Raw genomic sequence first — 17,457 nt, 5'->3', positions numbered from 1 at the left:
GCAAACGTGCACGTGTTAAACTAATAAACACGTACTGACAAGGATACATCTACTTAAAGGAGGAACCTCTGATGCTTGATTTCAATCGCCGCGCACAAAAAATGGAGACCGCAACCTTCGGGATGGGCTGTTTCTGGGGGCCGGAAAGCCAGTTTGGTCAGTACCCCGGTGTGCTCCATACCCGTACAGGATTTGCCGGCGGGACGACCGCTGAACCTACTTATCGAAACATGGGGAACCATACTGAATCGATTCAGATCGCTTTTGATCCTTCCCTTCTATCTTATGAAGATATTCTAAGGATTTTCTGGGACAGTCACGATGCCGTAAAGGACCGCAGTTATAAAGGTCGTCAATACCTTTCACAGCTGATCGTCCATTCCACTGAGCAGCTTGAGTCAGCTCAGAAAGTTAAAAGCGAATGGGAAAAGCAAAACGGAAAAAGGATCGGGACAGAGATCCATTATGATCTACCTTTTTATCCCGCTGAAGATCGTCATCAGAAATATTTTCTCAAGCGGTTCGATAAAGCAATGGATACCCTCCTGCCTTTATTCCCGGATCATACGAGTTTCGTGTATTCCACTATCACCGCTCGCTTAAACGGTTTTGTCAGGGAAAACGGGCGTTTATCTGACATCAAAGAGGAAATGGAAGACTGGCAGTTAAATGAGGACGCTGAAGCAGTCCTCAGAGAAACGCTCCAGACCATCCGCTGGTAACCTGTCTTCTCTGACTTTTCCAGTAAATTGCTTCACGTGAAACATTTATGAAAAGCTCCCGTCATGGCAGAATGATTTTATTCTCTGCTTTGACGGGAGCTTTTTTATTATTTGACTAATGACTAGTCGAACCAGCCTTTTTTCTTGAACCAGAAAAATAGCGACAGGCCTATAATCAGCATAACGGTCAGCACGACATAATAGCTGTACTGCCATTCTAGTTCGGGCATATTGACGAAGTTCATGCCGTAAATCCCTGATATCAGTGTCAGTGGCGTGAAGATAGACGTAATAATGGTCAAGAACTTCATGACTTCATTGGTTTGATGAGAAGTCATGGACAGATAATTGTCCCTTATATCCGTGGTGACCTCCCTGTTTGAACTGACCATTTCCGATACTTTGAGTAAGTGATCGTAGATATCAGAGAAATACTCGCGTCTTTTTTTTACTTCCGTTAAATGATGGGAATTCAGCATCCGGTAGAGCAGATCCCTCATCGGGTTGACTGTCTGCCGGATATGCAATAGCATGTGCCGGATATCAAAGAGTTCATCCATCAGTTCACCCACGGACTGATTTTGTCTATTGTCTTCGATCACGTCCAGCTCTGCCTCTATAGTATAAATAAGTGGAAAATAAGCGTCGACCAGCTTGTCCAGTGTTTGATAAAAGATATAATACGGATCCCATTTTTCAATGGCGGCCTGATTCATGATCCTGCTCCATACTTGTTCAACTTCTTTGGATTCTTCAAAGTGAAATGTGACGATATAATTCGGACCGACGAAGAAGTCCAATTCTTCCTTTATGATTTCTTTAGCTTCCTGCTTGGCGATGTGGGTTACATAGAAATCATATCCGTCATAATAATCCAGTTTAGGACGCTGGAGTATGATCCCGCAGTCTTCGATCGCTAAAGGATGAAAATGAAACACAGAATCCAGCAGCCGGAACTCGTCAGCTGTCGGATTGTTGAAATCCACCCAGTACCATTTATATCTCTTTAAATTCTCCTCAGTCACTTTGACATCTGTTTCCACCGTGTCATCCGGCAGTACGCCTATAATGTTGATCATATATAAAAACATCCTTTAATATTTCACTTGATAATTCATTATACGATAATATAAGAAACTATTCTAACTTTCTAATTATACATAATCTGAAAAAATAAAAGACAGTGTACCATACGACGTTCCTAACGAGGTTCCTAGCTATTCTTTAATTCAGTTGACTTGTCAGATGTTACTTCAAAACTTGTATTGCGACCTGTTTTATGGAGATATCTTGCCAAAACCTGTTCTAATACTGATATTGCAACATGTTTTATGAAGACACCTTGGCAAAACTTGTTCCAATACTGATATTGCAACATGTTTTATGAAGACACCTTGGCAAAACCTGTTCCAATACTGATATTACGACTTGTTTTTGGGAGGTACCTTGTCAAAACTTGTTCCAATACTGAAATTGCGACCTGTTTTATGGAGATATCTTGTCACAACCTGTTCCAATACTGATGTTGCAACTCCTATTATGCAGTAATAATGGCAAAACTAGCTGTAAAGCTCGTTCAGCATCAAGATATTACATAATGTGCTTCAGAAGTATCGTTAATCGATTAGATCAGTCAGTCGAAGGCTACTTTCATCTAAATGTTGCCAGAAAATAAACGAAAGAGGCTGGAACAACTGAGCTGTCCCAACCTCTTCCATTTACTTTTTCCTTCTTTTATTCCCCTCGTTCAGGTACGAACATAAAGGTTTCACCATTGTGGAGATTATCGAGCAGTAGATGATATTTTTCACTCAACCTTCCGATGACATTCACCCGATCATCTTGCGGATAATCGGCTTTTGTCACCTGAACTTCTCCCGAATAGCGTTTATAGCGCTCGTTATCCATCGTGACGGACCCTCTCAGACGCTTGTCTGTCTGGTCCGGTTCGACGTGTTTTCCGGCTTGCGCGTACTGTCTGGACTCCTGGACACGGATCAGCGTGCCTGGTGAATCTACTCGGACAGTAAATCTTTCGTTATACAACTGATCCAATGCTGCCGGCAGCTTGACCGGAAGACGGATCAGTCCATCCTCTAAATACTTCATGATCAAGTCCAGTTCAAAGTCAGACATTTTTATGTCTCCTAGAAACACTTTATCGACACCATAGGTCTTCAAAAGATCGACACACTGGGCATACGGCGAAAGGTAGCGGTGTGCTTCAAGAGTAGGCAAACCTTCATACAAAGGTCCGCGCTTTTCCTCATCGCCAGAGATAAACGCCAGTGTCTGACCAGACGCCTCTTTGATCCGCTGATTCAGTGAAGTAAAGAAGACGTCATCCAGCCCCGTTTCAGGTCTCGGATAAAAATTATGCATGTAGAAGGCTTCTGCTTCTTCACTATCCTGATTCAGCAGCGTTGAGGCATTATAGGTGAAACTGACATTCAACTCATCTTTTTTCAGTTGCTTTAAATCGAAGCCAAAGTCTAACCTCAAGTTATCTAAATGAAGACGACGAGCCAGAGAAGCCAGTGAGTCCTCGCCAAACCGTTTCAGCGTCAACGGCGATACATCCGCCATGATCCAGAACCCGTTCTCATGCAGCCATTGGCACATCTCTTCCACATCATCCACATAAGAATCCGTCACTTCTTCATTCATATGAAGAGAGGTAAAGACCGGTGCGTTTTGATCCTTCATCATTTCAAGGAATGGACGCTGCCGTTTAAATGCGGACACGTAAACGGCGAATCCAAAAATTTTAGATGTTTGCATTTCTTAAATCGTCCTCTTTAATGAACAGACGTGTGATGATGAATCCTCCAAGATAAGAGATCAGTATGCCGATTGCGTAATGAATCATTCCATCCTGCATCAATGGAAGAGCGACCCAGCCGGATGGTCCCCAGGCATTTGCCATAACACCCATCATCATGACATATGCGCCACCAAAGCCTGCACCTAAACCGGCCGTGATGAACGGTTTACCTAAAGGCAGTGTGACACCGTAAATCAGAGGCTCACCGATCCCCAGGATACCCGCAGGCAGTGCGCCTGAAATAACGCCTTTCATTCTTTCGTCGCCGACTTTTTTAGCGATCAAGTAAATGGCAATGGCTGCTCCAACTTGTCCGGCACCGGCCATAGCCAATACTGGGAACAGTGATACGCCACCTAAAGCTTCAAGTTGAATGGCATAGATCGGGATCAACCCGTGATGCAGACCAACCAATACCATTGGCAGGAAGACTGCAGCTAAGATATAGCCAGACAAGATACTTACAAATGTGTTTTCAGAACCAATGATCAGGCTTAATCCGCGTACAAGCCAATCAGAAAAGAAGCCTGAAACTGGCATGATGATAAAAACAAAGATCAGGGTCGTAATGAGTAAGGTCACGATCGGTGTGACCATCAAGTCCAGGACATCCGGCGTACGTTTTCGTACAGCTTTTTCTATCTTCGCCAGGATGAATACACCGAAGATAACACCGATGATCCCACCTTTACCCGTTGTCAGGATCGAATTCAGCGGCTGTTCAGCATCATACAGACCAACGAGTGTGGATAGATCAATCAGGGGTGCCGCAATCGACATGGCCCCGATCATCCCACCTATGGCTTCTGTTGCACCAAAGCGTTTGGCCGCATTCATACCAGTGAAGATAGCGAAGTAGCCCAGGAACGAGTTCCCGATCAATGCAAAGGTGATGCGGATACCTTCCCAGACATCGCCGCTGATCGTCCCTTCGCTGATCATTGTACCAAGCAGTCCGCTTAGTCCCTGGAAAATACCGGCGGCAATGATCGCAGGGATCATTGGGATAAAGATATTGGCGATCGTGGCTAAGGCTTGTTTGAATTTGCTTTGTTTCTGCCCACCTTTGATCTGCTGTTTGTTTTCCTGCCAGTTATTGGCGCTGCCGGATGAATCCTGTACATTGTATTTTTCTACGAGCAGATCATTGATTTTTTTAGCCGTTCCCGGTCCAACAATGACCTGGTAAGTATCTGCATCATTCACGCCCATGACACCTTCGGTATTTTTAAGTCCAGCTTCATCGATCAGGCTCTTGTCTTTGACGTTCATCCTGACACGGGTCATACAGTTCGTGGAGGAAGCGATGTTATCCTTGCCACCAACTGCATCGACGATTTCTTGAGCTAATTTTTCATTGTTTTTAACCATCTGTGTGTTGCTCCTTTTCATTTTTGTTTTTTATTAACGTATTTTTATTAAAGTGCTTTTCTAACATGTCCTTCTGATGTTTCCAGCTTGTTGACGGCAGCCTCTTTATCGATATCTAATAAAATCATTATAATGGCAACTTTGACTTTGCCGTCACTTTCAGCAAGAGCTTTCTTAGCCGTTTCTCGGTCAGCATCCGTTGCTTTCATCACGATGTTTTCTGCACGTGATACAAGTTTTTCGTTTGTCGGCTGAACATCGACCATCAGGTTTTTATATACCTTGCCGACCCCTACCATGGCGATCGTCGACAGCATATTCAGGATCATTTTCTGTGTGGACCCTGCCTTCAAACGTGTCGAGCCCGTCAGGACTTCTGGACCCGGGACCGCTTCAATAGCAATATCCGCTGCCTGACCGATTTTGGTGTCTTTATTGCAGGCGATGGCGATCGTTGGAACCTTTATTTCTCCCGCATAATTCAATGCACCAATGACATAAGGGGTACGTCCACTTGCGGCTAATCCCACCACGACATCGTTTTCATTCAACTCTAACTTTACTAAATCTTCTTTTCCTAACTCCTGGCTATCTTCTGCACCTTCGATGGCTTCCGTAAAGGCACGTTCCCCACCTGCGATCAGACCCACGACTTTTTCTTTCGGTGTGCCGAAGGTCGGTGGACACTCAGAAGCATCAAGAACGCCTAGACGACCGCTCGTACCGGCACCTGTATAGATCAGTCTCCCTCCTTTTTTCAGTTGACCGATGATCGTGTGGACGGCGCTTTCAATTTCAGGAATCACCTCCTCAATGGCTTCTGCCACCTTTTTATCCTCATTGTTCATTACAGTGAGTGCTTCTTTCACACTCATCTGATCAAGATTCATCGTATTGGGATTCTGTTTTTCTGTTTCCATCTTTCCTAACTCTACCATCAGTCCTGCTCCTTTTTTATCTGTGTTTTTTCAAGTATCTCGATAGTCTCTTCGTACATTTTATTGATATAGCTCGTAAAGAGGATATCGATGATATTCAACTGTGCAATACGCGACGACATCGCCCCGCTTCTGAAGCTGAACTCATTTGATGCGACATAAATTGCATAATCTGCTAATCTATTGATCGGTGATTCATCTGTTTTCGTGATCGAGATGATCGTGGCACCATTCTCCTTTGCCACTTCCGTACAGGTGATCATTTCTTCTGTCTGACCGGAATAGGAAATCACTAAGGCAACATCCTTCTCACTCATGTTTTTGGCCATGAGCAGCTGAGTGTGCCAGTCTTCGCTGACATAAGACATTTTGTTGATACGTGTAAACTTCAGCTGGGCATCTTTGGCCACGATAAGCGAGGCTCCCATACCGAAAATAGTCAGTTTCTCGCACTCAAACAGTTTTTGTACACATGTTTTGATCGTTTCTGTATCGATCAGTTTTTCTGTTTCTTCCAGTGAAAGAATATTTTTATGTGTCACTTTATTAATGATTTCTTCTATTTCATCTGTTTTTGTCAGTTCAGCAATATGCTTTTTTTTGTAATTCGACCGAACAGCCTGTTCATAGATCAAATCTTTCAAAAAGTCCTTGTAGCCTTTGTAGCCAGTCTTTTTACATAGACGAATAATTGTCGAAGGGGAGGAGAACGTCTTCTCCGCTAAATCATATATCGTCATTCGACTGGTTTCTTCTGCATTTTTTAAAATGTAATCGATGATCGCCACTTCTGTCGGGCTGGCATCCTTTTTATATTCTTTTAATTTTAACGTTGCTATGGCCATAATTTATCTCCCTCTTCATTACTATATTAACATCATAAAACATAGTGTCAATGAAACGCTTACTTTATAAAACAAAGTACTACCTGTTGGATACTATTTAGTGAATACGCTTAAATTTATGAAACAATACTCACCCTATTTATATTATACTAAACGGACTGGAAAAGATATTATAGGCATTCTGACATAGGTCTGTTTCAATAATGGGCTGAAAAAGCAGAAATACCGTCAATTCAAGGATTGAATGTCCCTGAAATTGACGGTATTTTCTTTTCTAGTGTTTTTCCAAAGCCTTCTTCATTTTTTTTAAGCTTTGACCCAACTATCGTTCATTTTAACTCCTGCGGCTTTAAGTAAAGTGTAGATGGGACAGCGGGCTTCCACTTGTTTCTTTAACGCTTGAATTTCCACGTCGTCTTCCGGCGTATCCACTTGAACATTGACGGTCACCTGTTCATAGTAAGGATGAACGGATGCATCACCCATAACCCCAAATGGATCGAATACCCCTTGCACATCAAAGGACAGACCTCTCAAGTCAAAATACATTTCGCCGGCGATCATATTCGCTGTTATATTTGTACACGAAGCCAACGTCGCGAGCAGGGTCTCCATCGGGTGCGGCCCTTTATTTTGTCCGCCATACACTTCAGACTCATCGAAAATAATCTTATGCTCTCCTGTGCTTGCTCTCACCACAAGATTTTCACTTTGAGCATTTACAGAAACAGTCATTTTTCTCATCAATTCTATCATCCTTTACTAAATCATACCCTTCTCCATACTTACATTCAGTAAAATAAGAAACGAATCAAACTCTTCCTGGATCATAAATACTTTATATCATTGGCTTTTTCATAAATTGCTTATCTTTCGAAATCGATCATCATAGGTTCGGGCAAATAAACAGAGGATGCCTTGGGTTTTGTTTCTGCTATCTTCTTTCCTTTACGGTAGGAGGCGAGCACTTCAGCCTGCTTTCTCAGTGCATCATATCGATTTGTGGCATTCAAGATGATAAAGTTAGCCGGCTTACCTTCTTCTATACCGTACGCGTCTTGAATATTCAGTGTGACTGCACTGTTATCCGTTATATAATCGAACGAGTCAACGATCTGATTGTAGCCCATCAATTGCGTGACATGGATCCCCATATGCAGGACCTGAAGCATATTCCCTGTTCCCAAGGGATACCAAGGATCAAATATATCATCGTGCCCGAAACAGACATTCAGTCCCGCTTCACTCAATTCTTTCACGCGGGTGATCCCACGGCGTTTCGGGTAGTCATCGAACCGTCCCTGCAAGTGGATATTCACCAGCGGATTGGCCACAAAATTGATTTTGGACAGCTTTAACAGCTTCATGAGCTTGGAGACATATGCCCCGTTATACGAGTGCATCGCCGTCGTATGGCTTGCGGTCACTCTGCTCCCGAGTCCTCTTTTATACGCCTCTGCCGCAACGACTTCCACGAACCGCGACTGCTCGTCATCGATCTCGTCACAGTGAATATCAATGAGTCGATCATATTTTTCAGCTAAGTCAAATGCGATCTTCATTGATTCCACTCCGTCTTCACGGGTAAATTCATAATGAGGAATACCTCCTACAACATCCGCTCCCAGTTTCAAGGCTTCTTCTACCAGTTCCGTCCCATCAGAATATGAGAGGAAGCCTTCTTGAGGAAAAGCAACGAGTTGGATCTCAACAAATTCTTTCATTTCTTCTTTTACTTCCAGTAAGGCTTTGAGCGCTGTTAGTGATGGATCGCAGACGTCCACATGGGTCCGCACCGCTTGGATCCCCTGAGCGATCTGCCACTGCAAGGCTTTTTTTGCCCGTTTCTTAACATCTTCTTTAGTCAGTGTCTTTTTTCTTTCCGCCCATGTTGAAATCCCTTCAAACAACGTACCGCTCTCATTCCATTTCGGCTCTCCAGCTGTCAAGGTCGTATCCAGATGGATATGCGGTTCGATAAATGGCGCACTCACTAACTTACCTTCTACATCCAATGCGCCGTCGACCGAACGGGCTTTTTCTATTTTAATGAACTGGCCATTTTCTATGTGAATGTTCCATAGGCCCTCTCTTTTTACTAAAGCTGCATTTTGTATGATCATCGATTAAACCTCTTCCCCTAAAGTCGCCTGTTTCTGGTCCGTTGCTTTTTCTGCCAGTTTAGTCAGTCCCACAAACAGGACGACTGCTCCGATCATACTGTTCAGTGGCGGGATGCCCGGCAGCCATTGTGCTGAAGCAAATCCGCCTATCCAGGCGATGATCGCCGGCCATTTGACCATTTCTAGATCCATATCGTCCAGCTTAAGATAATGTCCTTTGTTAAGAATAAAGTAGTCAGCCAGGATGATAGCGCCGATTGGGGGAAGTGCGCCTCCCAAGAGTGTCAGCCAGCCTATAAAGTTATTGTAAAGCCACATCGCCAGTAACGTTCCGACAATGCCGTTGAAAACAACCAGTTTACTTTTACTGATTTTAGTTATATTGGAAAAGCCTAAGCCAGAGGCATACAGTGCATTATCATTAGTCGTCCAGATATTCAACCCTAATACAATGACAGCCGGGATAATAAGACCCTGAGAAAACATGACATCTGAAATATCCCCGGCCCCTGTGGCAATGGAACCAACAGCTCCAAACAAAAACATTAAACTGTTGCCGACGAAGAAGGCTATCAACGTGGTAAGGACCGCTGATTTTTTAGTTTTTGCAAAGCGTGCAAAATCCGGTGTGAGCGTCCCTCCGCTGGCAAATGAGCCTACACAGATCGTCAGCGCCGCAGCCAGACCCAGTGACTGTTCAGGCTGATAGGCAAACAATTCGGACAGACCACCAAGATCACTGACAGCGATACCCACTGATGTACTTCCAAGAACTGCAATGGCAGGTACTGCCACAAAACTTAAGATGGCTAGAGCCTTCATCCCGAAGAATGCCGAAAAAGTCATCGCCGCTCCTGAAATCACGATCAGAGTAAACATGTCGATGCCCGTCACACGATTGACCGGTACGGCAAACATGGCTATCCCTACTCCAAACCAGCCGACTTGGGTCGCTCCCAGCAGAAAGGATGCCAAGTACGACCCCTTTTCTCCAAATGCATATCTTGCCAGCAAGTGTGTGGACAGTCCGGTTTTCGCCGCGATATAGGCAAGACCGCCCGTATACGCCCCTAGTATAAAGTTTCCTAACAGCACCATCCAGATAAAATCTTTCATCGTGAGTCCTAATCCGAGTTCCCCGCCTGAAAGCATACTGGCTGAAAAAAATGTAAAGCCCAGCATGACCACAAACATCCTTAAATAACCATTGCGGTTTGCCTGTGGTACCTCCTGTAGTGAAAAGTCTTTGTCCATTTTTCTTCCTCCTTGTTTGGTTGCTTATTAGTACCCATACCTGACAGGTTTTTATACATAAAAATTTGCATAAAAAAAGCTTCCTGCCCGATACGACAAGAAGCGTTCGAAAAAAAGACACACGTGTAGTCGATACACTTGTCGCCTGTTTTTCATCCGTAGTCCTTGTCAGCCTCACGGGACTGATTTAAAGGTACCAATATTCAATTGGAGTTATTATCTCAATACTTTCTCTGCTTGTCAATCAGAAATATGAAAAAAGCTGTGACTTTACATAAAAAGTCTGGATCAATTTACTGCAAAAAAAGACAGCCATCAGATGACTGTTTTTTCATGGTGACTTATGCTTTTACCCAAGTGTCGTTCATTTTAACGCCTGCTGCTTTAAATAGTGTATAGTTCGGGCAGCGTGCTTCGACCTGTTCTTTAATGAGCTGGATGCGTTCGTCAGATTCTGATATGTCTACTTTGACATTGATCGTGACTTCTTCAAAGTACGGCTGAACAGATGCATCGCCCATGAATCCGCGTGGGTCAAATGTACCTGAAACGTTTATCGTCAGACATTTCAAGTCAAAGTCCATTTCTCTTGCGGCCATATTAGCCGTTACGTTTTCACAGGATACGAGAGCAGCGAGTGCTGTCTACATCGGATTAGGTCCGGTGTTTTTTCCGCCCATTGTTTCTGATTCATCTAGAATAAGTTCATGTTTTCCAGCCTTGGCTGTTAATGCGAACCCATCAGTTTTAGCATTCACTGCAAATTTCATTTTTTTGTTTTCCATCATCATCCCTTTTCTAAAATCTTTGCTCATTATATCGTTAATTCTACTTTTAATAAATAAGTACAAATAGTAAGTATGTGATATTTTTGTGAACATTTGTGCATGACTTAGTCCTTATTAATAAGCGTGAAGACAGTTATTTCAGGTACAGCATTTATCCTCATCGGAGTGATACTCATGCCGATGCCTCTGTTTACATACAAGCTGTTTCCGGCAGATCCATAATCTTCTTTTATCCATCCGTCTGCAGTGACTTCTCCACTCTGAAGCAGATTTAGATAAGACCATGTTTCTGTAAATGGCACACGTATCTGCCCACCATGGGTATGTCCGGCTACAGCCACAGGGGATACACCACCTGCCAGCGTCTTAAATGAATCGGGATTGTGCATCAGAACCATTCGGGGCGCTTCTTCAGGGACCCCTTCGAATGCTTTGTTCGCCAAGTCATTACCAGCCCAGTGCGACCCCAGTCCGACGACATATAAATCTGTATTTACACCTTCTAGAAGGATCTCATTTTTATTATCCAGCATCATGATGCCTAAAGAGGATAATTCAGTAGCCAGCCCTTCCGCCAGTTCCGTGTTTGGCTCAACATCTTGAGAGGACATGGCATAATCATGATTCCCGAGCACACTGTAAACCGGTATACCACTCTCTGCAAGTGGACGCATGACTTCCATGACTTCTGCTATTTCAGGGTCATCCATATTGTCTACATGATACACGTAATCCCCTGTAATAAGTATGGCTGCAGGATCCATATCGATCACGTCTTCCACTGCTTTTTCCACGGTCCACACGTTATCCAGCCACAAGCCTATTTGAAAATCTCCAATGACTGCGATTTTTTTACCTTCCATCTCGGAAGGGAGGTTCGTTATCGCTGCTTCTTCTTCCTCAACATCAAGGATGTAAGGTTCGACAAATCCCCATATAGCGATAGCTAACAAAACTGCGCCGGCAGCAACCAGCCATTTTTTTGTCTTTTTTTTTCATCTCATTCCACCCTCTAACTTATTCTTATACTTATTATACCGGATATAGGTCAAATCAATGAATATGAAGCATTTTTAAAAGGTTTTACCTGGTCTCTGATTTTATCTGATATACTAAAGATCAGATTAAGATATGTGAGGAGAATGAAAGATGAAAACAGCAGAACAATGGATCAGTGAATTGAACCTTGAACCTCATCCGGAAGATGGATACTTCAGACAAACTGAATTATCTGATGAGACATATGAGAAAAATGGAAAGGATTTTGCTTTGTATACATCGATTTATTTCCTTTTGACCACAGATAGTCCCTCTCATTTTCATAGACTTGTTTCCGATGAAATGTGGTTTTATCATGCCGGTCATCCACTCACCGTCCATTCTCTTTTACCCGATGGGTCATACAAAAAGACCACACTAAGTTTGGATATCGAACAAGGGCATCACCTGCATCATACCGTTCCAGCAGGGACTATTTTTGGTTCCACAGTCGAAACCGGCTATGCCTTAGTCAGCTGCACGGTCGTTCCCGGCTTTGATTTCTCCGATTTCAGGTTGTTTACGAAAAAAGAACTGCTGGAAAAATACCCCGAACACTCAACTATCATAAAAAGACTCGCTTACGACACGCTCCCCGAATGAACAGGTGCGTTGTCAGCGAGTCTTTTATCAATCAATCAACTTGTCTTTTGAGGGGACTGCGGATCAAGTTCCATGAACTCAAGCCAGTTACCATCAGGATCTCTGAGCCAGAACTGGGTGTTGGTATCTTTCCCTACAGACAGCTCCTGAGCAAAGTCGACTTCTTTTTTTCTCAGTTCCTGAGCTAGTTTTTCAATTTCTTCCACTTCAAAACAAATGTGATCATACTGGTGTTTTTCTTCTTTAGTCCCGCCATAGAAAAATTCCACAAATGACCCATCGGCAACCTTGACGTATTCGATCCATGGCTTTCCGTCATCGTCTTTCAGATCGAATGCATGCGTGAATCCCAGAATATCACAGTAAAAATGGAGTGTTTTCTCCATGTCGGTCACTTGTAGTCCTTTATGATGAATCCCTTTGATCATTTTCTCCACTCACCTTTTATATAGTATTGTTTTTCCTCACATACATAGCATACACCTATACTCAGCTGTTATTAAGCAAAAGTCTTCAGTCATTCCACTGCCGCTCTCACCCTTTACTGCTTTCCTTCAATAAAATCGATGATCCGCTGACTGACATGCTCTGTTTCTTCAATATGGACCCAGTGCGTTCCTTCCCCGAGCAGGAGACCTTTCCCGTTATCACAATACGCCAGACTCTCATGTGCCAGATCTGAATCCAAAAACTGATCCTTCATCCCCCAGATGACTAAAGTCGGTACAGTGACACGGATCGGTCCCTGTCCATTCATGAATGTTTTTCCATTAGCCCGATACCAGTTCAACATGGAGCTCATTGCACGGGGTTTTAACCAGGCTGAAACGTACTGGTCTAAATCAGCCTCTTTGAACGTCCCCTTCTGACTGCTTTTCTTCATTGTTTTGGTGAAAGGTTTCCAGTCAAGGAGACGCAGGGTCCACTCAACTATACCTCTGAACTGAAAAAATAAGATATAGGAACTTTTCAATAGCTGTGATGGTTTATGACGGATGTGCTTGATCATCGCTCTTTCATGGGGCGCATTCAAAATAACCAGTTTATCAATGAGTTCAGGGTGCTGTCTGGCGACATGCCAGGCTACGATCCCACCCCAGTCGTGACCCACGAGAGTGACCGTCTCTTTGCCAGACGCTGTTATCAGTCCCACGATATCCGATACCAGTTCATCCAGTTTATAGTCTTTGACTCTTTTTGGCTTGTCACTCAAGTTATACCCGCGCTGATCCGGCGCCATTGCCCGGTAGCCGTTATCCGCAAAATAAGAAAGATGCTTTTGCCAGCTGTACCAGAATTCAGGAAAGCCGTGCAGAAACAGAACGCCTGTCCCGTCTTCAGGACCAGCTGCAGCGACATGCAAGTCGATCCCATTCGTTTGGATATAGTTATGTTCCAGCGCTGCCATTTTAATTTCCTCCTCTTGTTTGGTTCATGCATTCAGTTATCTATTCTTGTTCTCTTAGGTTCATATTATTTTACCTGACATAGATTATTCAACTGTAACGTTCAAAAAAGACTGTTTAGTTTTAAAGAACGAGAAAAAACCAGACGCTCTTCTCTTCATTTTGAGAAAAACGTCTGGTTGATGATCTATTAGTAAGATAAAATCAGTGGCCTTTCTAAGTTGTTTTTTCGTTGAGCAGCTCTTCTATTCTCTCTGCCCGCACAGCTTTTGAAAAGAGATAACCTTGTCCATACTCACAGCGGGCTTCGATCAGTTTAATTAACTGATACTCCGTTTCTATTCCCTCAGCCACGACATTCAAATGCAGATCATTACCCAAGTTAACGATGGTTCTGACCATGGCCTGCTGGTCGGCACTTGCCATATCCTCAATGAATGTTTTATCAAGTTTAATGGTATCGATGGGAAGCTGCTTGATGACATTGAGCGAAGAATATCCCGTCCCAAAATCATCGATCGAGATCCGGACGCCTAATCTCCTCAATCCGCGGATGATTTCTGTGCTCTCTTTCGTATCCTGCATGATGCTTTCCGTCACTTCGATTTCCAGTAAGCGTGGATCCAATTCTGCCTCTTCTAAGGCTTCTTTGACCAGTGTCAAAATCGTCCCCTGCTGGAATTGCCGAACTGAGACATTGACCGATATATTGGCTGGCGTCAGCCCTTTTTTCTGCCAATTTTTACTTTGAAGACAGGCTGTTTTAAGAACCCATTCCCCAATGGAGATGATTTGACCATTTTCTTCGGCTATCGGAATAAATTCCGCCGGAGAGATCCAGCCAAGTTCAGGATGCTGCCACCTCAGTAAAGCCTCCATCCCTATTATTTTTTTTGTCTTCAATTCGACTTTGGGCTGATAAAAAACTTCAAACTGTTCTTCTTCAAGAGCTCTTCTTAAGTCACTCTCGATCCTCATCTGTCGCGACATTTTCTGATTCAAGTCATCATTATAAAAACGATAGCCGTTTTTACCACCTTCTTTAGCAAGATACATCGCAGCATCGGCATATTTAAATAATTCTTCAAACGTTTCTCCGTGAGTCGGGTACATACTGATCCCCATACTTGCCGTTACGATGATTTCATGGTTAAACATTGAAAGAGGCTGCTGGAACTTTTCAAGGATCGTTTCTGCAATCTTTATACACTTTTCTTCCGTTGCATTAGACAAGACCACGGTGAATTTATCTCCGCCAAGTCTGAAGATTTGAGTATCTGGACCCAGGATATGCTGCAGATATTCAGATATTTTCACGAGAATGTAGTCGCCGGCCTGGTGTCCCAGCGTATCATTGACCACTTTAAAGCGATCCAAATCGACCAGTAGTAAGGCCGTATTGCCATTATCGAACTGTTTCATCTCGCTGTTCATGTGCTCTTCGAAGCTTACCCGATTATATAAGCCGGTCAGTGGGTCATGATAAGCCAAGTGCCGATATTCATCTATCAATCGATTATTTTCCTTGATCACAAAAAGTTGTCGGCCGATGATCATGAAAACGATGATAACCAACCCAAGGCTTAATATATTAAAATCCCAGTTATAACTTTCACTGACCAATACGATCAGTATGACCGTACTGATATAAGGAATGACCTCATTCAATTTTTCATATGTTTTTTCTATACTTTTCAACGGTTTTTCGTTTGCTGCTGTCATATAATATCCAGCCAGACCGATCAACCATATACTCATCAGCCAGAGGAAATCTGATACGCCCCCTCGTGAATAGCTTTCTAAAGCTCCAGAATAGACAGAATACGAATCAGCCATCGTATGTAAAAAAACACCTGAGACTATAAGCAGCATCACACTTTTATCCCTGTCTTTATGAATCAGGTAATAAATAATACTTGCAAGGAAAAGCAAACTCAAGTCGACAACAGGATAGGCTAACATGACAGCCGTATTCCATACTGAAGCACCTGATAAGGTGATGATAGGCTCAATAAGAAAATGCAGACTGATAGAAGCTGCGGTAATCATAAAGATGATAATATTAAATAAATAAACACCTTTAAAGGCATTGGGTTTCGCCCACCTTATCCAGTAAATCAGTGAAGATAAAATCAGGATATACGCGGCCAGCCAGAGAGAATACGCACTTTCTGAAAAAACAGTCCTCACATCATCGATAAGAAAAAACAGCCAGAACAAATTGGCCACGAGATAGGTAAACAAGCCTACATTAAGTATGGACCAGAATTTCCGTTCTTTATTTTTAATGCGTTTGAACGCTCTAAATGTAAAAACATTCCCAAAAATCAATCCGGCTATATGCTGAAGGTTTACCCCTACCGCTAACAGCCAGGAATTCCCTCCACTGAACACTAGCCATCCATAAAAAATGATGATATTTATTCCCATTATGCCTATAATAAATCTTCCACGCTTGAACACTCTTATCCCTCTAATCTCTCTATATATGATTCGTTTACAGCATAAATCCTTGCAGATTGTTCTTCTCCCACACCTCACTGCAGGCTTAACCTTGTATAAGCGTCTAAATTTATTTCCTTTTTAAGATATAGCGTTATTATATTAGACATCTACCACGCGATATAACGCTTTCTTTTTATACAATCCACAGTCTTATTATCGCACTTTTCTTTAGTTAGTTAAGATTGTTTCAATAAAAATGTCAACAGTGAAGACAGGTCGTATTAAAACCGCTCACGCCTTGATTCCTTATTCATTTAAGGTATAGTGAATAGAGATAAACATCCTCAAATTAAGGAAGTGTCAGCATGCGTATCAATAAATTTATCAGCGAAGCGGGTAAATCCTCCAGACGGGGTGCCGACAGACTGATCGAACAAGGGCAAGTGACCATCAACGGTAAAAAGGCAGAGGTCGGCAGTCAGGTCGAACCGGGAGATGACGTCCGTGTGGGCGGTAATCAGATCTTTGTGGCCCGGAATAATGTCTATATCGCCTTGAACAAACCTGTCGGCATCACGAGTACGACCGAAAAAGACGTCAAAGGCAACATCGTCGACCTGGTCAACCATCCGTTCCGTGTGTTTCATATCGGACGCCTGGACAAGGATTCAGAAGGCCTTATTTTACTTACGAATGACGGCGACATCGTGAACGAGATCCTGCGTTCTGAAAATGAACACGAAAAAAGATATATCGTCTCGGTGGACCGCCAGATCACACCGGAATTTCTCCAGCAGATGTCTGAAGGCGTCGATATCCTGGACACGACGACCCTTCCCGCTAAAGTAACACAGGTGAACAAATATGAATTCGAGATCATTTTGACCCAGGGGCTGAACCGGCAGATCCGTCGCATGTGTGAGGCTTTAGGGTATAACGTGTATCGCCTTCAGCGGCTTCAGATCATGAACATCCACTTAGGCAAACTACCAGTCGGCCAGTGGCGCTATCTATCCAAGAAAGAGAAAAGACAGCTTTTTAAAGAATTAAATTACACTCCTAGAGAATGGTAAACCCGTTATGTAAGGCCTATTACCGAC

16 protein-coding genes and 1 pseudogene are annotated in these 17,457 nt (G+C 43.2%); 3 read left to right on the top strand and 14 right to left on the bottom strand.

Going from position 1 to position 17,457, the window contains the following annotated elements:
- The first annotated feature begins 71 nt into the window (after window positions 1-71).
- Entirely contained in the window at window positions 72-722 is a 651-nt protein-coding gene (msrA, locus tag AB4027_RS00350; RefSeq protein WP_368645550.1) for a peptide-methionine (S)-S-oxide reductase MsrA, read from the top strand.
- 122 nt (window positions 723-844) lie between these two features.
- Here the strand turns inward: msrA and corA are convergent, their stop codons facing one another.
- The 11 genes and pseudogenes from corA to AB4027_RS00295 all read right to left on the bottom strand — a co-directional run bounded on the left by corA (window position 845) and on the right by AB4027_RS00295 (window position 11,818).
- Complete coding sequence (corA, locus tag AB4027_RS00345; protein ID WP_368645549.1) at window positions 845-1,801, bottom strand: magnesium/cobalt transporter CorA; 957 nt, start codon at window positions 1,799-1,801, stop codon at window positions 845-847.
- Window positions 1,802-2,456: 655 nt separating this feature from the next.
- Window positions 2,457-3,503: a MupG family TIM beta-alpha barrel fold protein gene (locus tag AB4027_RS00340; protein ID WP_368645548.1), complete on the bottom strand. Its 1,047-nt coding sequence runs from the start codon at window positions 3,501-3,503 to the stop codon at window positions 2,457-2,459.
- Window positions 3,490-4,917 carry a PTS transporter subunit EIIC gene (locus AB4027_RS00335; protein ID WP_368645547.1) on the bottom strand — a complete coding sequence of 476 codons (1,428 nt, stop codon included), beginning with the start codon at window positions 4,915-4,917 and terminating at the stop codon, window positions 3,490-3,492. The genes AB4027_RS00340 and AB4027_RS00335 overlap by 14 nt, the downstream gene beginning before the upstream one ends.
- Before the next feature lie 47 nt (window positions 4,918-4,964).
- Window positions 4,965-5,855, bottom strand: coding sequence for an N-acetylmuramic acid 6-phosphate etherase (gene murQ / locus AB4027_RS00330; RefSeq protein ID WP_091490032.1), 891 nt, complete (start codon window positions 5,853-5,855; stop codon window positions 4,965-4,967).
- A complete protein-coding gene (locus tag AB4027_RS00325; RefSeq protein ID WP_091490029.1) occupies window positions 5,855-6,700 on the bottom strand; it encodes a MurR/RpiR family transcriptional regulator in 846 nt (281 codons plus the stop codon). Before AB4027_RS00325 ends, murQ begins: the two co-directional genes overlap by 1 nt.
- A gap of 306 nt (window positions 6,701-7,006) precedes the next feature.
- Window positions 7,007-7,444, bottom strand: a complete 438-nt coding sequence (locus tag AB4027_RS00320; RefSeq protein ID WP_091490026.1) for an OsmC family protein — start codon at window positions 7,442-7,444, stop codon at window positions 7,007-7,009.
- Between the two features lie 122 nt (window positions 7,445-7,566).
- Window positions 7,567-8,823: a cytosine deaminase gene (gene codA, locus AB4027_RS00315; protein WP_368645546.1), complete on the bottom strand. Its 1,257-nt coding sequence runs from the start codon at window positions 8,821-8,823 to the stop codon at window positions 7,567-7,569.
- 3 nt (window positions 8,824-8,826) lie between these two features.
- Window positions 8,827-10,077, bottom strand: coding sequence for a cytosine permease (gene codB, locus AB4027_RS00310; protein ID WP_368645545.1), 1,251 nt, complete (start codon window positions 10,075-10,077; stop codon window positions 8,827-8,829).
- Between the two features lie 341 nt (window positions 10,078-10,418).
- Window positions 10,419-10,703 (bottom strand): annotated as a pseudogene (locus tag AB4027_RS00305) (OsmC family protein); the annotation flags it as partial.
- An 18-nt stretch (window positions 10,704-10,721) separates the two neighbouring features.
- A complete protein-coding gene (locus AB4027_RS00300; protein ID WP_368645544.1) occupies window positions 10,722-10,892 on the bottom strand; it encodes an OsmC family protein in 171 nt (56 codons plus the stop codon).
- Window positions 10,893-10,969: 77 nt separating this feature from the next.
- Entirely contained in the window at window positions 10,970-11,818 is an 849-nt protein-coding gene (locus tag AB4027_RS00295) for a metallophosphoesterase (protein WP_368645543.1), read from the bottom strand.
- Window positions 11,819-12,014: 196 nt separating this feature from the next.
- Here AB4027_RS00295 and AB4027_RS00290 point away from each other — a divergent pair, with 196 nt between their 5' ends.
- On the top strand, window positions 12,015-12,506 hold the full coding sequence (locus tag AB4027_RS00290) for a cupin domain-containing protein (RefSeq protein WP_368645542.1): 492 nt from the start codon (window positions 12,015-12,017) through the stop codon (window positions 12,504-12,506).
- A 35-nt stretch (window positions 12,507-12,541) separates the two neighbouring features.
- Here AB4027_RS00290 and AB4027_RS00285 read toward each other — a convergent pair whose 3' ends face one another.
- From AB4027_RS00285 to AB4027_RS00275, 3 genes are all read right to left on the bottom strand, one after another.
- Window positions 12,542-12,934, bottom strand: a complete 393-nt coding sequence (locus AB4027_RS00285) for a VOC family protein (protein WP_091490017.1) — start codon at window positions 12,932-12,934, stop codon at window positions 12,542-12,544.
- 113 nt (window positions 12,935-13,047) lie between these two features.
- Complete coding sequence (locus AB4027_RS00280) at window positions 13,048-13,914, bottom strand: alpha/beta fold hydrolase (RefSeq protein ID WP_368645541.1); 867 nt, start codon at window positions 13,912-13,914, stop codon at window positions 13,048-13,050.
- Window positions 13,915-14,128: 214 nt separating this feature from the next.
- On the bottom strand, window positions 14,129-16,375 hold the full coding sequence (locus AB4027_RS00275; protein WP_368645540.1) for a putative bifunctional diguanylate cyclase/phosphodiesterase: 2,247 nt from the start codon (window positions 16,373-16,375) through the stop codon (window positions 14,129-14,131).
- 347 nt (window positions 16,376-16,722) lie between these two features.
- Here AB4027_RS00275 and AB4027_RS00270 point away from each other — a divergent pair, with 347 nt between their 5' ends.
- On the top strand, window positions 16,723-17,430 hold the full coding sequence (locus AB4027_RS00270) for a pseudouridine synthase (protein WP_368645539.1): 708 nt from the start codon (window positions 16,723-16,725) through the stop codon (window positions 17,428-17,430).
- Window positions 17,431-17,457 lie beyond the last annotated feature (27 nt).

Origin of the sequence: Alkalibacterium putridalgicola, from assembly GCF_040959045.1 — a bacterium.
GTDB lineage: Bacteria > Bacillota > Bacilli > Lactobacillales > Carnobacteriaceae_A > Alkalibacterium > Alkalibacterium putridalgicola.
Note: the sequence above shows the minus strand (reverse complement) of the source record. Positions and strands in the feature narration are given on the sequence as shown.

Coding starts and splice junctions, on each gene's coding strand:
- msrA (WP_368645550.1), top strand. CDS start 72: ATGCTTGATTTCAATCGCCGCGCACAAAAAATGGAGACCGCAACCTTC.
- corA (WP_368645549.1), bottom strand. CDS start 1,801: ATGATCAACATTATAGGCGTACTGCCGGATGACACGGTGGAAACAGAT.
- AB4027_RS00340 (WP_368645548.1), bottom strand. CDS start 3,503: ATGCAAACATCTAAAATTTTTGGATTCGCCGTTTACGTGTCCGCATTT.
- AB4027_RS00335 (WP_368645547.1), bottom strand. CDS start 4,917: ATGGTTAAAAACAATGAAAAATTAGCTCAAGAAATCGTCGATGCAGTT.
- murQ (WP_091490032.1), bottom strand. CDS start 5,855: ATGGTAGAGTTAGGAAAGATGGAAACAGAAAAACAGAATCCCAATACG.
- AB4027_RS00325 (WP_091490029.1), bottom strand. CDS start 6,700: ATGGCCATAGCAACGTTAAAATTAAAAGAATATAAAAAGGATGCCAGC.
- AB4027_RS00320 (WP_091490026.1), bottom strand. CDS start 7,444: ATGAGAAAAATGACTGTTTCTGTAAATGCTCAAAGTGAAAATCTTGTG.
- codA (WP_368645546.1), bottom strand. CDS start 8,823: ATGATCATACAAAATGCAGCTTTAGTAAAAAGAGAGGGCCTATGGAAC.
- codB (WP_368645545.1), bottom strand. CDS start 10,077: ATGGACAAAGACTTTTCACTACAGGAGGTACCACAGGCAAACCGCAAT.
- AB4027_RS00300 (WP_368645544.1), bottom strand. CDS start 10,892: ATGAGCAAAGATTTTAGAAAAGGGATGATGATGGAAAACAAAAAAATG.
- AB4027_RS00290 (WP_368645542.1), top strand. CDS start 12,015: ATGAAAACAGCAGAACAATGGATCAGTGAATTGAACCTTGAACCTCAT.
- AB4027_RS00285 (WP_091490017.1), bottom strand. CDS start 12,934: ATGATCAAAGGGATTCATCATAAAGGACTACAAGTGACCGACATGGAG.
- AB4027_RS00280 (WP_368645541.1), bottom strand. CDS start 13,914: ATGGCAGCGCTGGAACATAACTATATCCAAACGAATGGGATCGACTTG.
- AB4027_RS00270 (WP_368645539.1), top strand. CDS start 16,723: ATGCGTATCAATAAATTTATCAGCGAAGCGGGTAAATCCTCCAGACGG.